The sequence below is a fragment of the Pseudomonas sp. PvP001 genome (genome assembly GCF_040546375.1).
GTDB lineage: Bacteria > Pseudomonadota > Gammaproteobacteria > Pseudomonadales > Pseudomonadaceae > Aquipseudomonas > Aquipseudomonas coleopterorum.
Window position 1 is genome coordinate 161,804 of record NZ_JBEPNQ010000001.1, and the last position, 15,232, is coordinate 177,035.

Below are 15,232 nucleotides of genomic sequence, written 5' to 3' on the forward strand. Positions count from 1 at the left end.
AGGCTCGGGCTGCTCGCCATGAGCGTTGCCCAGGCTGCCAGCGCGCTGGCGGTGACCCCCATGACGGGCAACGAAGTGGAAGCACGCGTGGGTGCGATGCTCGACAACATGTCACTCTCGGAAAAAATCAACTTTTCGAGAGTCGACGACGGTCGCATGATCCCCAAGCTGGACAAGTTCGGGCTTCAGGGCACGGTGGCGTACGACTCGTCGATGGGCGTTCTCGTCAACGGCCGGACATTCGGCGCCCAGTATCCATCTCCATCTGCGCTGGCGGCCACGTGGAGCATCAACCGGGCGAAAGAGTTCGGACTCGCCATCGGCTACGAAACCCGCATCGCAGGTGGGCAGCAGATGCTTTCGCCAGCCGTGAACCTTTACCGTACACCGTTCAACGGACGCTCGGCCGAATACATGAGTGGCGAAGACCCGTTTCTGGGCGCCGTGCTCGCTCCTGCGGTGACCAACGGTATTCAGGTCCAAGGTATCCAGGCGGCTGCCAAGCATTACCTGATGAACGAGCAGGAGGCTAACAGGCACTACCTGGATGTGAAGATTGACGAGCGGGCGATGCAGGAGCTGTACTTGCCGGCTTTCGAATCGCTGGTCAAGAACTCGAACATCGCTTCGGTAATGTGCGGATACAACAAGATCAACGGTGAGTATGCCTGTGAGAACCACCATCTGATCACCGACATCCTGAAAGGCCAATGGGGCTTCCAGGGCAATGTCATGAGCGATTTCAACTCGGTGCAGGACGCCTTCAAAGGTGCCTGGGCAGGCACCGATATCGACATGCCCAGCGGGCTGCAATTCACCGAAGGCAAGCTGCTGCCCTACATCTGGAATGGCATGCTCCACCCGGCCGTCATCGATGACAAGGTGCGTCGCAATCTGAGGGCCTTGGTCAGCTACGGTTTCGACAAAGGCATCAACAAGGCCCAGCCGCTGAACCACCCCGAATACGGTCAGATCGCTGCACTCAACGTCGCACGAGAATCCATTGTGTTGCTGCGCAACGAGGCCGTCGGTGGTAGTGGCCCGGTCCTTCCACTGCGCCGGGACGCACGAGTCGCGGTTATTGGCGACATGGCGGTTCAGGCACCCACTTCGCCATTTGGCACCGCGTACTCCTCCGCAGCCAGCTTCGTGACCGAGCTGAGCGGGATGCAGCAACTGGCCGCCAGCCCATCGCGGATCGAGTACCTGTCACAGATGAGCCTGAACCCTCGTTCGTCGGTCTGGTACCAACCCAGCGTTGCCAAGAAAGCGATCAGCAACACCGGTGTGAAGGCCGAGTACTTCGCCAACACCACGCTGACCGGTGACCCCGCAGCAACGCGTGTTGAACCGGGCATCAACCTGGACTGGATCACCAACAGCAACGTCACCGATCATGGGTCGACCACTGTCAGCGGGTACAACCCGGCCGCCGGAAACTTCTCGGCGCGTTTCACCGGCAAGATCAAGCCGACCATCACGGGCCCCCACGTATTCAAGGTTCGCGCCGATGGTGCTTACAAGTTGTGGATCAATGACGAGCTGGTTGCCCAGGATGAGGGTGGCCAGGTTTCCTTCGACCTGATTCCCGTGGTACCACGCACCATCAAGACTGCAAGCCTGAAAGCAGGTGCCGAGTACACGGTACGTCTGGAATATCGCCGGCTCAAGGGTAACTACACCCCGGTTCTGGGCGGCATGAATGGCGTACAGATGAGCTGGGCCTCGCTGCGTCCGCCTAGCAATCTGGGGGATTACGACGCCGTCGTAGTGGCGGCAGGCAGTAACTTCGAATACGAAGGCGAATCACTGGATCACCCGTTCGAACTGCCACAGTTCCAGTCCGAGCTGATCACTCAGGTTCAGAAGGCCAACCCCAAGACTATCGTCGTCCTGCATGGCGGTGGCGGCATGGACATGCAGCCTTGGGCTAACAAAGTCGCCGCGTCGCTGCATGCCTGGTTCCCAGGTCAACAAGGCGGCCAGGCGCTGGCAGAGATCCTGTACGGCAAGGTCAACCCGTCGGGCAAACTGCCCATCACGCTGGATAAGAAAGTGCAGGACAACCCCAGCTTCGCCTCTTACTCGGACCCTGTTCCTTACTATTTCAGCAGCCCCAACCCGCCAACCGAAATGACCTATAGCGAGGGGCTGTTCCTGGGCTACCGCGGGTACGACAAGGCAAACGCCAAGCCGCTGTATCCGTTCGGCTTCGGCATGTCCTACACCACGTACGCCTACAGCGATCTCAAGCTGTCGACCAACGTGCTCACGCCTGGGGCAACCATCAACGCAACCTTCACGGTCACCAATACCGGTGACAAGGCTGGCTTTGAAGTCGCCCAGTTGTACGTGCAACCGTCCAAGCCGCAGGTGGAACGTCCCGAGAAGGAGCTCAAAGGCTTCACCAAGGTGTACCTCAAGCCCGGCGAAAGCAAGACCGTCACCATCGCCCTGGATTCTCGTTCATTCGCCTACTACTCACCTGACACGGTGAGCTGGAATGTCGACCCTGGCAAGTTCAAGGTGTTGGTGGGCAAGGACTCCGAAAACCTTGCTCTGAATCGCACCGTCGTTGCTCTGTATCCCGAGCAGTTGACGACCCGTGATTCAAACCCCCTCCCCGTGTCACTGCGCAAGGCAGTGCAAGTCAAGCCGCAGCAGGCTTACTGACGGCTTGTGGTCGGTGGCGCACGCCACCGGCCACGGCGTTGGTCAGGCTCTTGGACTCGGCATTCAGAGATGGCGTGTCAGGTCCAGTTCCAGGCGCTGGAGAAACCGGGTGAAGCCAGCTTCGATCTGGAGAGTGCACGACGACCTCAGCCACTGGATCTGCATACCGTCCATCATCGAAACGACTTCAAGTGCTACCTGCTTGACGTCGACGTCTACGCGTATCTCCCCAGCCTGCACCAGCCGGGTGATGTGATCGTTGAGGTGCGCATGAACGATATTGAATCGCTCGCAGAACCACAGGTTGGCAGGGTGGGTAACAGAGAGGCTTTCGGTATTGATGATGATGAGCGCCTGGCTGACCGATGCGTCCTCGATGCTGAACTCGAATACCAGTTTCAGGAACGACATGAAACTCTGTAGCGTCGCGTCCTGATCCGCTTCGCGCAACCGCCGCGTCACGTATTCGTCCCGGTGCTTGAGTACAGCCTGCAGAAGCGCCAGCTTGTTGGGAAAATGGTGCAACAAACCGACGGTCGAGAGGCCGGCAACCTTCGCCACATTGCTCAGCGATGCACCGGCAAAACCATCACGCGCAAAAATCGTCATGGCAGCTTTGATGATCGCAGCCTTGCGCAGGTCCCCTTTGGGAATGCGCCTTTGCTTGGCGGCGGCTGAATCCCCGGGGCCTAGCGGCATGGGGTGTGAGGTTGCAGTGCCACGATTCAACCCTCCTTGGGTCGACCAGTGCTGATGAAACGACTGGTCAAGTTAGCCACCACGCCGATGCATGCATTGCCTGCCAGCATGCCGATGAACGCGCCGGTGCTGCCATTCAAATGGGCGCCCAACCAGAGAAAGGGGATTGTGCCAAGAGTCGCCCTGAGCCAGGCGAAAACGGGAACATACCACGCACGTCCAAAGCTTACAAACACGGCAACGGCGACCAGTTCGCCACCTATCAGAACCCATAACGGACCCGCATATAACAGCACCTCGTCAATCATCGATTGGGTCGCTGATGACAGCCCAGCGAACTGGGCAAGTACATGCGACAGCAGCACCCCAACCAGCCACGCTGCCGTGCCGTAGACCAGCACCAGGCGATGGGCGCAGCGTATGGACGCACGCACCCGTAGCGTTTCCCGAGCGCCCAGATTCTGGCCAAGGATAGGCGCCAGTGCGTTGGGCAAGGCGAAAAAGAAGCAATAGAGCGTCTGGACGATCCTGTCCAGGACCGTCATCGCCGCAAGCGCTGCCACCCCGAAAGGCACCATGACCTTCAACAGGCACGCAACGCCTATGAACGTTGCCAGATTACCCAGCCAAGCAGGCCCAGCCACGTGCAGTATTCCCCGGCTATGGGTGTAGAGGCTGCTCAGCAGCGGGTAGCGTTCCCTCACCCCGGGGCACGTGGCAATGCCGATCAGGCCCATGCAGGCGCCCAGGATCGCAGTCAGGGCAAATGCCAAGGCACTGCCGAACAAACCCATCTCGAGTTGAAACATGAACAATGGCGCGCTGATGGCGAAGAATAGTGTGCAACCCGCCGTGACGTACATTGCAGCCTGCACGCGACCATAGGTCCGCAGTATCTGCGTCGAAAGATGCACGATCGTCATCATGAGGGTCGCCGGCAACACCACTTGCACATACTGGTGGCAAAGCCTGGAGACCGAAGCATCAACCCCCAGCCAAACGCTGATGTCACTGAACAGCGCCAACTCGGCCATCACCGTGACGGCGATGACTATCGCGCTGAGCATGAACAAGCCGCGAACGAATCCCGCTATTTCAAAGTGATCTCCCGCTCCAATGCGTCTGGAGAGCCCCGCGGCACAAGAGACGACGAAAGCGGCCTGCAGGGTCGATATCAGGAAGGTGAAGGTCTTGGCCACGCCGTAAGCCGCCAGTACGGGTTCATCGTGGAGCAAACTCACGTAGATGAGCGAGAGGATGTCCAGCAGAAAAAACGCCAGCAAGCTTGCACCGCTGCTGGCGACGGCTACCCATACGTGCTTCGAAATATTCCCGGAAACGTAGGCGGACGTGCTCAATCGAGGGTACCTGTGAGGGATCGACTGCGCGAGGATTGGAGGATCGTGCGTCGGCAAAAGATGGATGATATCGCCATACGACCCGCGCTGGGTCGGGTTTCTGCGTCGAGACTCAAGCCATCGAAGCGGTCTCTGCGAACAGGATGCAGCTACTTCGACCCCCGACGATAGTACCCCACCGCCACCGCGTAGCCCCCTGCCTTGCGTACCAGCGCGTGCTTTTCTTCTATGTTGCCGGTCACCGGATTTTTCCAGCGGTAGTCGTAACCGGCTTCAGTACTGTTACGCATCAATGCCAGGATCGGTGCGCCGACCGGTTTGCCGGCAGGGTCGCGGATGGTGGTAAAGTCGACCCCGAGCAGGCGCAGGTTGTACCCATGCGCGACGTAGCGGTGGGTTTGCAGGTCGACCACGAATACGTACAGATCATCTTCGCGGAACTCGGCCGACAAGTTGTTGATGGCCTGCAGGCTACGCTGCGGATCCTGCTCGATGGCCTGCACCGACCTGTCGAGCAATCGCTGCGCCTGCTCGGCAGTGGCGCGTGGCAGGTACTGGCCGGCGGCGATCACTCGGTCGCCGACGGCCTGGAAGTACACGCGCTTGTGCTCGGACCGGCCATTGACTGGGTTGGTCCATCGGTACTCCGCGCTCTGGACGCCTTCGTCGGTCGGGCTGTTCAACGCAGCCCGGAAGGCGGTGGTGAGCTCCGGCGCCAGAACACCGGAGACGTCACGCCCGATCAATACCGCAGAAGGTCCGCCGCTGGCGAGCAGCGTGCCGGTTTTGTCAACAACGAACACATAGCGATCAGCGTCGATGAATTCGCCCTGGCGGCTGAACGCAGGTAGCGCTGCGTCGCCTTGCAGTCGATAGTAATCGACCGCTTGCTTGAGCAGCGCGCGGGCGTGCTGGTCGATCGCAGCGTCATCCGCCAATAGCATGCCAGGCGCGAACACTAGACAGAGGGCCGATATGGCCTGGCGAATCATGTTGGCTCCTCATCATTGAAAATCGCTACTGCGCGCACGAAACCCGCCGATGCATGCTTGATCTTGTAGGGGAAGCACGACACCACAAACCCGCTGGCTGGCAGTTGATCCAGGTTGGCGAGTTTCTCCATCTGCCCGTAACCGGTGTCCCTTCCGGCTTTGTGACCCTCCCAGATGATCGATGCATCACCGCTGGCGGCGAAGCGCTCGCGGGTGTATTTGAACGGCGCGTCCCAGCTCCAGGCGTCGGTGCCTACGACACGTACGCCGTGGTCCAGCAGGTACAGCGTTGCCTCGCGGCCCATGCCGACACCTGCGTCGAGATAGCCCGGCTGGCCAAACAAGGCACCGGCGCGGGTGTTCACCAGCACGATGTCCAAAGGCTGCAGCCTGTGCCCGATCCGGGAAAGCTCCGCGTCAACCTCAGCCGCCGTGACTACATGCCCGTCGGGAAAGTGCCGAAAGTCCAGCTTGACCCCGGGTTGCAAGCACCAATCCAGAGGCATTTCGTCGATACCCCAGGCAGGTTTGCCGCCGTCGGTGGTCGACGCATAATGCCAGGGTGCATCCATGTGAGTGCCACTGTGCGTGGTGATGTTCAGGCGTTCGGCAGCCCAGGATTCGTTGCCCGGCATCTGCTCCAGTGTCAGGCCTGGGAACATGGCCGCCATTTCCGGCCAGCCTTGCTGGTGGTCCATGTAGTCGATTTTCGGCAGCAACGGCGGTGGGTCGGTATAGGGGTTGTTGTCCAGGGTCACCGACAGATCCACAAGGCGGCGTTTGGCAGTCATCACAAGGGTTTCCTCGCAGCAGGTAAGTTGAGTGCCTGGCGTACCAGGATGGCCGCACTGCCGTCATGGCAGAAGCCGGCGGCCTTGGCACGGGCAGTTTTCATTGGCGGTAACGCACCGAACGACGCTTGCAGGTGCGGATCCGGGGCAAAGCTGATCAACTCACGGCGGGCCTCGCCGAAACGGCCGGCCAACGCGTCGATCACCTGCGCCATGGACAGTTGCAACACGGGCAACTGCCACACCCGTTCGGTATCCCATGGCAAACCCGACAGCTCGGCGGCATGCAGCAGGTTGTCCACACAGCACTGCGCCGACATCCACCAGGCCGTTGCCTGGGGACTCACTGGGCAGACGTAGGCGTCGCCCGCTGCAAAAGCGTGCAGCACATCGCTCATGAATGCCGAGCGCAGGCCGCTCGCGGCTCTGGGGCGTGCAACGATGCCTGGCAGTCGGAGCGCACGGCCGTCGACCTCGCCACGACGGGCCAGGTCGACCAGGGCAGTTTCCACCATCAGTTTGTGCGCGCCGTACGACAATTGCGGGCGCGCAACGGTGGCTTCGTCCATGCGCGACGGCAGCCTGTCGCCGTACACGGCAACGCTGCTTGCGTAGACCAGAACCGGTGGGCGTAACGGGTTGCGCAACTGGTCGAGCAGCTCCAGGCTCGCCAGCAGGTTGACCTGATACCCCTGCGGATAATCCTGCTCGGCGCCGCCCCCCGGCACGCTGGCCAGATGGAACACCACATCGATGCCATCCGCCAATGCCCGCCGCAGCAATGCTGCATCGGTGATGCTGCCCAGGTGCGCACGCACACGCGGGTCGTGCGGCAGCTCATCGAGTCGGGTGTCGAGCAGCAGCAGGCGCTGCACCGGCTGGCCGCGAAGTACGCCTTTGCTCAGCACCGCAAGCATCAGCTGGCGCCCGACGAAACCGTTGGCTCCGGTGATCAGTACACGCATGGGCGCCCCCTACACATTGGCTCGCACCACACGTTGATCGATCGCTCCGAACAGCGACTGGCCGCCTGCGTCGAGCACTTCCATGCGCACCCGATCCCCAAACTGCAGGAAGCCGGTGCGAGGCGCGCCGTGTTCGATCATTTCGATGGCGCGACGCTCGGCAATACACGCCGAGCCTGCACTGCGTTCAGCGTTGGACACGGTACCCGAACCTATCAGACTGCCCGCGCCCAGACGCCGGGTCAGGGCGGCATGGGCGATGAGCTGAGCAAAGCTGAAGTTCATCTGCCCACCGTGCGGCTGGCCGAACCAGGCACCGTTCCACTGTACGTTGAGCGCCAGGTGCACACGCCCGTCACGCCAGGCGTCGCCCAACTCGTCAGGGGTTACCGCCACCGGTGCGAAGGCTGACGACGGCTTGGCCTGCAGGAACCCGAATCCCGTTTTCATTTCCCGGGGCGCCAAGGCACGCAGGCTGATGTCGTTGACCTGCAGCAGCAGCTTGATGTGCCCTATCGCCTGTTCAGCCGGGCAGCCCAGCGGCACGTCGTCCAGGAGCACCGCGAATTCGCCTTCGAAGTCGATGCCCTGGCTGACGCTGGGCAGGCAGATGTCAGCTTGGGCGCCGAGGAAGTCATCGCCTGCGCCTTGGTACATGAGTGGCGTATGCTCGGCCCCATCGATGGGCTCCAGGTTGAACGCCTTCTGCATCAGTGTGCCGTGGTTGAGAAACGCCGAGGCGTCGCACCACTGGTAGGCGCGCGGCAGCGGCGCCATGGCGAGGGCCGGATCGAAACGAAAGGCATCGGCGGACGTACCGGCATTCAGCCGCGTGTACACCGCCTGCAATTTCGGCTCGTTTTCCGCCCAGTTCTCGATGGCCAACTGCAAGGTAGGGATGGGGGCCTGCGCCGCCCATTGCAGATCACGCGATACCACCACCAACTGGCCATCGCGACTGGCGTTGGGCAAGGTCGCCAGCTTCATGGCCGCAGCTCCCTGGCGAAGGTTCCGTCGAGCAGGATGAACACCATCCGCGCCATCGTCTTGGTACGGTTGCTCCAGGCGTGGTTGGTACCTCGCTGCACGACGACGTCGCCGCGTGAGAGGTGCACCTCCTGATCGTCGAGCACCAGCCATACCTCGCCTTCGGTGACGATCCCATAGTCGACTGTTTCGGTACGGTGCATCAGTTTGTGCCGCGAATCGGCTCGGCCGGTGCTGGCATCGGCCTGGCCGATCTCGGCGAATGCTGCCGCGGCGGCCTCGCCACTGAGGGCGTTCTGGACGCTGTCAGGCGGAATGTCGACTACCCGAATCAGGCTGCCCTGTGCTCCGGGACTCAGGCACAGTGCACGGGCTGTGGGGTCGTCACCGTTGTCGATGAGCGCGGGGCTGGCATGGGTGTTCCATATTTCGTGGAAGACCGTGCCAGGCACGGCTTGCAAGGCGAATGTATTGGGCGCGATACCGCAATGCGCCAACGTAGCTCGGCCGTCAGGGGTATGGCCGGTGACAACCCGCTTGAAGCTGGGTAATGGTTGCATGGGCAGTCCTCGTTCAATGGCGGTTACCGAGGGCGCTGCGGCGCCCGACGGTAAGATAGGGTCCTGTGATGAAGCGCTGTCGTGGGCAGCAACCGGGAACAGGGCGCGGTCATGCGTGCTCCTGCGTGGAACTGCGAGCACTGATGCGCAGGCAGCTCAGTGCCGCCAGCCATTGCAGCCCGCCGATCACTGCCAGCGCTGCGGGCAGTGCGGTTACCACACCGGACGTCAGGGCCAGCACCGCCAGTGGGCTGATGAATTCACCGGCGAAAATGGCGGCGGTGAACGAACCGCTGGCGCGGCCGCGTTGATTGAAACTGACCAATGCCATGATGTGGGTGATCAAAGTGGGCAGCATCAGGCCGATGCCCAGACCATTGATGAATACTGCTGCGGACACCGTAAGGTGTGTACCGGCGCCCGCCATCATCAATCCGCCGCCACCGGCCAAGGTGAACGCCAGTAGCAAGAGATATGACGACCGGGCGCGTCCGATCAGGCGGAAACTCAGAGCACCCAGCACCACGCCGACCTGGTTGCCGCCCATGGTCATACCGATTCGCTGTGGCCCATCGACACCCAGCAAATTGAGCAGGTAACCGGCCTGCACCGGCACGATGAACAGGCTCAAGCCGGCCAGCACCGCCAAGCCTAGCAACGGCGCCAGCGTGCGCCACGGGGCATGGGTGCGCTGCTGTGGGACGAGGTCTGGACATGCCTCGGTTCAGGTTCCCATAGCCAAAGCGCCATCAACGGCAGAAACACAAGGCCGACGGCGTAGAGACTGAACGGTGTGCGCCAGCCGCCCTCCCCCAAGACTCCGCCCACGCCGATGAACAGCGCTGCGGACAGCGAGGTGGCCACCATTTGCAGGGCAAACAGCCGCTCGCGGCGGCCCCCGTTGTAGTAGTCACCCATCAGAGTGGTACAGCAGGTCATGATCGCCGCCTCCGCCAGGCCGATACCGGCGCGGCTGAGTACGATGGCCGGCAACGAGTCCAGCCAGAGCGGCAAGGTCCCGAACACCGAATACAACAGCATGGCCACCAGCAGCAACGGCTTGCGCCCCATGCGATCGGCCAGTATTCCGGCAAACGGTGCAACCAGCGCAATGACCAGCGCTGGCAGGGTCAGTGCCACCGGTACCAGTACTGCAACGCCGGGCGTATCGGCAAAGTGCGTCTGCATCCGCGGCAGCACCGGCGCCAGCAGCACGGCGCCCAACACCGGTAAGCAACTGCCCAGGAGCAACAGCAATGACTGCGGCAAGCCGGCTTGGCGATCAGCCCTCATGGCGCACCTCCAGCCCGGTGGGACGGCGCGCAGTTTTGGCTGTGCGTGGCGACTTGCGTGTGGCCTGCGCTCGCTCCGCCTGCTCTTCAGCAGGGGCCGGTCTGGGTTGGGGCGGCAACAGAAAGTACGCCAGCGCCGGTAGCAGGATCAGTGCGCCGACCATGTTCCAGACAAACATGAATGCCAGCAGCACGCCCATGTCGGCCTGGAACTTGATGGGGGAAAATATCCAGGTGCCCACGCCGATCGCCAGGGTGACGCCGGTCAGCATCACCACCTTGCCAGTGAATTGCAGGGCTTGGTAATAGGCATGCGACAAGCTGGAGCCACGGCGCATTTCGGCCAGCACGATGCTCATCACATAGAGCGCGTAGTCCACACCTATGCCCACGCCCAAGGCGATCACCGGCAGGGTTGCGACCTTGACGCCGATGCCCAGCCATACCATCAACGCTTCGCACAGTATCGAGGTCAGCATCAGGGGCAGTACCGCACAGAGCACCGCTCGCCAGCTGCGGAAGGTCACCAGGCACAGCAGGCATACTGCGCCGTACACCCACCAGAGCATTTCGTGGCTAGCCTGTTTGACGACGATATTGGTCGCCGCCTCGATACCCGAACTACCGGCGGCCAGCAGAAATTGCGCCTGCTCGCTGTCGTTTTCACGGGCAAAGGCCTGAGTGCTGTCCACCACACGTGCAAGGGTGTCGGCTTTGTGATCAGTGAGGAATGCATACAGGGTCAGCAGACTGCAGTCTTCGTTGTACAGGCCACGAGGCGCACCCGCGGTAATCATGTTCAATGTGGCCTGGTTGTTGAGCAATTCGTACCACTTGGGGTTGCCCTCGGACAGCCCCACCAGCACGCGGCGATTGAGCAATGCCAACGAGTTGGTCGAGTCGACCCCCGGCAGGCTGCGCAACTGCCAGTCCAGATTGTCCACCCGCTTGAGCGTGTCGTAGCTGGAACAGCCGCCGGCGGGCGTCTTGACCATGACTGCGAACACGTCGCTGCTGGCACCGTAGTGACGGGTCAGGTAGGCGTTATCCTGGTTGTAGCGCGAGTCGGCGCGTAGCTCCGGGGCGCCGGCGTCCAGGTCGCCTACCTTGAGGTCAAGACTGACAACGTAACCACCTGCGGCCATCAACGCCGCGATCGCCACGCAGCCAGTGGCCCAGCGTCTGCGCGTGAACAGATCGAGAAAGCGCCAGGCGGGATGGCGTATGGCACCGGCAGCCTCGGCGGTTTCGCTGCGCAGGCTGCGCCGGGCAGCCCTTTCGCTCACGCCCAGGTAAGACAACAGCACCGGCAGCAGAATCAGGTTGGTGAAAATCAGCACGGCAACGCCGATGCTGGCGATCAGGGCCAGGTCCTGGATCACCTCGATCTTGATGATCATCAAGACCGCGAAGCCTACGGCATCGCAGAGCAGGGCCGTCAGCCCGGCGAGGAACAGACGGCGGAAAGTGAACCGGGCGGCCACCAGCCGGTGCATGCCGCGGCCGATGTCCTGCATGATGCCATTCATCTTCTGCGCGCCGTGGCTCATGCCGATGGCAAACACCAGAAACGGGACCAGTACGGAATAGGGGTCCAGCTCGAACCCCAGCATCGGTAACAGCCCGAGTTGCCACACCACGGCCACGAGCGAACAGCTCATCACCAGTACCGTGCTGCGCAGGCAACGGGTGTACCAATAGAGTACTGCGGCCGTGATGGCGATGGCCGCGGCAAAAAACAGCAGGATTTGCCGCAGCCCCTGGATAAGATCGCCCACCACCTTGGCAAAGCCGGTGATGCGCACTTCGATGCCGTGCTGCTGGTACTGGGCGCGCAGGGTTTCCAGTTGCTGTGACAATGCGTTGTAGTCAAGCGGCTGGCCATCGGGAGTGGTGGCCAGCAGTGGCACGTAGATGATGCTCGACTGCTGGTCGAACGCCACCAGTTGGCCGATTTCGTTGGAGCGCTCGATATTGCGCTGGAGCAGATCCAGACTCGCGCGCGATCCGTCGTATCCGTCGGGAATGACCGGCCCGCCTTCCAGGCCTTCTTCAGTCACGCCGACCCAGCGCGTGGCCGGTGTCCAGAGCGATTTCATGAAGGCGCGGTCTACACCTGGCAGCAAGTACACAGCGTCATTGAGCTTTTGCAGTGCTTCAAGATAATGCGGGTCGTAGATGCTGCCCTGAGTGTTGATGACTGCGATGCGCACGGCGTTGCCCAGGCCTGAAAGCTCCTGGCGATGCTCCAGGTAGTTGGCAATGAAAGGGTGGCCGGTGGGGATCATCTTTTCAAAGCTCGCATTGAGCTGCAGCCGCGTGGCCTGCCAGCCCAGCAGCACGGTCACCAGCAAGCACAGCAGCAGCACTGTGCGCCGGTGGTTGAACAGAGCCCTTTCGAGCAACGAGCCGGAGTGTTGGTCGAAATCGGCCAGTCGGCCGTTGGTGGCCTCTACGCCAGGTGAGTTGGGGACATGCATGGCCTTACTCCGCAGCATTCATAGGGGTAGCCAAGCGCACTGGCCCGGCAAAGCCAACGCCCACCAGGGCGCCATTGGCGGCTTGGGCGACGGCGGTCAGCGGTGGGCCGGGTGGCAGCGCCAGCGGGGTCAGGCCAGAGCGGTCGGCCGACGCCTGCAACAGGCCACCCGCCTGGTTGACCAGTAGCAGCCGAGGGCCCAGTAACTGCATGGCGTTGATAGAGATCGGCGATGGGTTAGGAACTGCTTCGAAGCTTTCACCGTGATCGGTCGACCGGAACACTCTGCCTCGCAAGCCCCCCAACAGCAGCGTGCCGTCAGGTTGCAGGGCGAGGCTGAAATAGCTGCCTTGGTAAGGTGTAACGAGGGATTCGAAGTGCAGGCCCGCGTCCTGCGAACGCAGCAACAGTCCCTGCTCCCCGGCGACATAGAAACCGTTGGGGGATTGCACAGCGGCATAGAGGTGCAAGCCTTGTGGATTGGGTAGACGCCCGGCCCAGGAAACCCAACTGGCACCACCGTCTGCGGTGTACAGCGCCAGGCCATAGGCGCCCACTACCAGCCCGTGGCGAGCGTCGCTGAAAGCGAGCGCCAGCAGGGGTTTGTCGGCACCATCGGCTACGCCCTGGCGGGCTGCCGCCAGACGCTGGTCGTCCCCGGCCGCCTGGGCGGCGTCCAGTTCGAGTTGGGCCAGGCGGCGACCGTCCAGTTGCAACGCCCAGTGTTCACCGCCGTCACTGCTGTGCAGCACCACCCCGGCATGGCCGACGGCCCAGCCGTTACGGGCGTCGGTGAATTGCACGGCCGTCAGCGAACTGCTGACCGGCACCTGTGCCTGGCGCCAGTGTGTTCCGTCGTCATCCGACACCAGCACGGTACCGCGTTCGCCCACGGCCACGAGGCGGTCCCCTGCGCGAGTGATGGCTTGCAAAGCGGCGTGCAGCGCCAGTGGCGACTGCATTGCCGGACTGCTCAGCACGTCTACTGCCGGTGCGGCCACTACCCAGTGCGGCGCCAGGGTCAGTAGCCCCAGGCCCAGCCATGCATTGAGTTTCATCTCAGCGCACGCCTTCGCCGGCCAACGCGTCCGGTGTGAACACCGAGTCCTTGTAGGGTGGCATGACCCGATATTGCTCGTTCTTGCCGGCAAAAATATCACCGGTAAACCACGTGCCGGAAAGCAGGTCGTAGAAGCCATTGGTCAAGGTCACTACGCCCGGCAGGTCGGGCATCACCACAGGCGTGGTCCACAGCACCTTGGCCAGTTGGTTCTGCGCATCGTAGCGCTCGCCCAGCACCGCAGCCCAAGTGTCCTCGTCCAGGTAGTATGTGCTGCGCGGCATCACATGGCGCTTGCCGCTTTTCAAGGTAGCCTCCACAACCCATACCCGGTGCAGTTCCCAGCGCAGCACGTCCGGATTGAGGTGATGATCGGCCAGCACATCGGTGGCGTTGGCGGCAGTCAATACCTTGTTGGCGTTATAGGGAATGTACATCTCCTTCTTGCCGACCAGCTTCCAGTCGAAGCGATCGACACGGCCATTGAACACATACAATTCGTCGAAACTCATCACGCCAGCGGTCGCCGGTGTCGGTGTGTCGCAACAGGCATTGGGCAGCCGCCGTACCCGACGCTGGCCCGGCAGGTAGGTCCAGGCACCCGTGTTTTCGGCGTTGACATTCTCCCGCCCGGTGATGGCCTCACCCGCGCGCAGCGGCGGCCCGTCGTTGATCATGCGGATGGCCCAGAAGGTGCCGTCCTTCTTGCCACCATCGGGCAGGTACCACGGCATCTGGTAATCGCCTCGCGAGTTGTTGGTCAGCACATGCTTGCCATCGGAGGTGGTCAGGTACTGGGTAAAATCGGTGTGCCAAGATGCCCCGCGCCAACGCATCAAGTGGTTCCAGATGGCCTCTACGCCATCTTTGGCCAGTGGAAAGGGAATACCACCCTCGCCATCCTGGGGAATCAGCCCGGCTGAACTGTCGACCAGCTTGGTCTTGCCGGCATTGGCATACGTGGCGTCGTATACCGACTGCGGCGCCGCCGCGGTGCGGTGCGTCGAGTACACGTCCAACCGATAGCTGTCAGGGTATTTTTTCAACATGGCCTGGACGCCGGGAGTGACCTTGTCAGCGTATTGGCCGATGTTTTTCGAGGTGATGCTGAACAGCGGCTTTTCCGCTGCGAACGGGTCGCCTCGCTTGCCACCCTCCTTGTACGCCGGGTCAGGTTTGGTCAGCCCGCCGGTCCAGGCCGGGATGCTGCCATCGGCATTGCCGGCGCGCTCGGCGCCCAGCGGCGTGAGGGTGGTTTTCAAGTTGGCGGCGTCGGCGGCCATGGCGCCCTGGGCCAGCAGCATGGCGGCGGCCAGGGAGGTCAACAGGACAGTCACGTGCTTGCGAAGGGTCGTGGATTTGCAGGTGTTCATGGC

11 protein-coding genes and 1 pseudogene are annotated in these 15,232 nt (G+C 62.1%); 1 reads left to right on the plus strand and 11 read right to left on the minus strand.

Annotated elements, in window-relative coordinates:
• The first annotated feature begins 18 nt into the window (after nucleotides 1-18).
• Nucleotides 19-2,673, plus strand: a complete 2,655-nt coding sequence (locus ABMD26_RS00745; RefSeq protein ID WP_354311778.1) for a glycoside hydrolase family 3 protein — start codon at nucleotides 19-21, stop codon at nucleotides 2,671-2,673.
• A 63-nt stretch (nucleotides 2,674-2,736) separates the two neighbouring features.
• Here the strand turns inward: ABMD26_RS00745 and ABMD26_RS00750 are convergent, their stop codons facing one another.
• The 11 genes and pseudogenes from ABMD26_RS00750 to ABMD26_RS00800 all read right to left on the minus strand — a co-directional run bounded on the left by ABMD26_RS00750 (nucleotide 2,737) and on the right by ABMD26_RS00800 (nucleotide 15,229).
• A complete protein-coding gene (locus ABMD26_RS00750) occupies nucleotides 2,737-3,372 on the minus strand; it encodes a TetR/AcrR family transcriptional regulator (RefSeq protein WP_354306913.1) in 636 nt (211 codons plus the stop codon).
• Between the two features lie 26 nt (nucleotides 3,373-3,398).
• A complete protein-coding gene (locus ABMD26_RS00755) occupies nucleotides 3,399-4,730 on the minus strand; it encodes an MATE family efflux transporter (RefSeq protein ID WP_354306915.1) in 1,332 nt (443 codons plus the stop codon).
• A gap of 149 nt (nucleotides 4,731-4,879) precedes the next feature.
• Nucleotides 4,880-5,722: a cache domain-containing protein gene (locus tag ABMD26_RS00760; RefSeq protein WP_192068529.1), complete on the minus strand. Its 843-nt coding sequence runs from the start codon at nucleotides 5,720-5,722 to the stop codon at nucleotides 4,880-4,882.
• On the minus strand, nucleotides 5,719-6,513 hold the full coding sequence (locus tag ABMD26_RS00765; protein ID WP_192068530.1) for a cyclase family protein: 795 nt from the start codon (nucleotides 6,511-6,513) through the stop codon (nucleotides 5,719-5,721). The genes ABMD26_RS00760 and ABMD26_RS00765 overlap by 4 nt, the downstream gene beginning before the upstream one ends.
• Complete coding sequence (locus ABMD26_RS00770; protein ID WP_192068531.1) at nucleotides 6,513-7,478, minus strand: NAD-dependent epimerase/dehydratase family protein; 966 nt, start codon at nucleotides 7,476-7,478, stop codon at nucleotides 6,513-6,515. The genes ABMD26_RS00765 and ABMD26_RS00770 overlap by 1 nt, the downstream gene beginning before the upstream one ends.
• A 9-nt stretch (nucleotides 7,479-7,487) precedes the next feature.
• The gene (locus ABMD26_RS00775) at nucleotides 7,488-8,465 is read right to left on the minus strand and encodes a fumarylacetoacetate hydrolase family protein (RefSeq protein WP_354306918.1); all 978 of its coding nucleotides are present in this window, start codon (nucleotides 8,463-8,465) and stop codon (nucleotides 7,488-7,490) included.
• On the minus strand, nucleotides 8,462-9,025 hold the full coding sequence (locus ABMD26_RS00780) for a cupin domain-containing protein (protein ID WP_122742182.1): 564 nt from the start codon (nucleotides 9,023-9,025) through the stop codon (nucleotides 8,462-8,464). Before ABMD26_RS00780 ends, ABMD26_RS00775 begins: the two co-directional genes overlap by 4 nt.
• A gap of 109 nt (nucleotides 9,026-9,134) precedes the next feature.
• Nucleotides 9,135-10,318: pseudogene (locus ABMD26_RS00785) on the minus strand (MFS transporter).
• Nucleotides 10,308-12,797, minus strand: coding sequence for an efflux RND transporter permease subunit (locus ABMD26_RS00790; RefSeq protein ID WP_354306920.1), 2,490 nt, complete (start codon nucleotides 12,795-12,797; stop codon nucleotides 10,308-10,310). The pseudogene ABMD26_RS00785 and the gene ABMD26_RS00790 overlap by 11 nt, the downstream one beginning before the upstream one ends.
• Before the next feature lie 4 nt (nucleotides 12,798-12,801).
• On the minus strand, nucleotides 12,802-13,854 hold the full coding sequence (locus ABMD26_RS00795; RefSeq protein WP_354306922.1) for a YCF48-related protein: 1,053 nt from the start codon (nucleotides 13,852-13,854) through the stop codon (nucleotides 12,802-12,804).
• Nucleotide 13,855: 1 nt separating this feature from the next.
• Nucleotides 13,856-15,229 carry a DUF1329 domain-containing protein gene (locus ABMD26_RS00800; protein WP_354306924.1) on the minus strand — a complete coding sequence of 458 codons (1,374 nt, stop codon included), beginning with the start codon at nucleotides 15,227-15,229 and terminating at the stop codon, nucleotides 13,856-13,858.
• Nucleotides 15,230-15,232 lie beyond the last annotated feature (3 nt).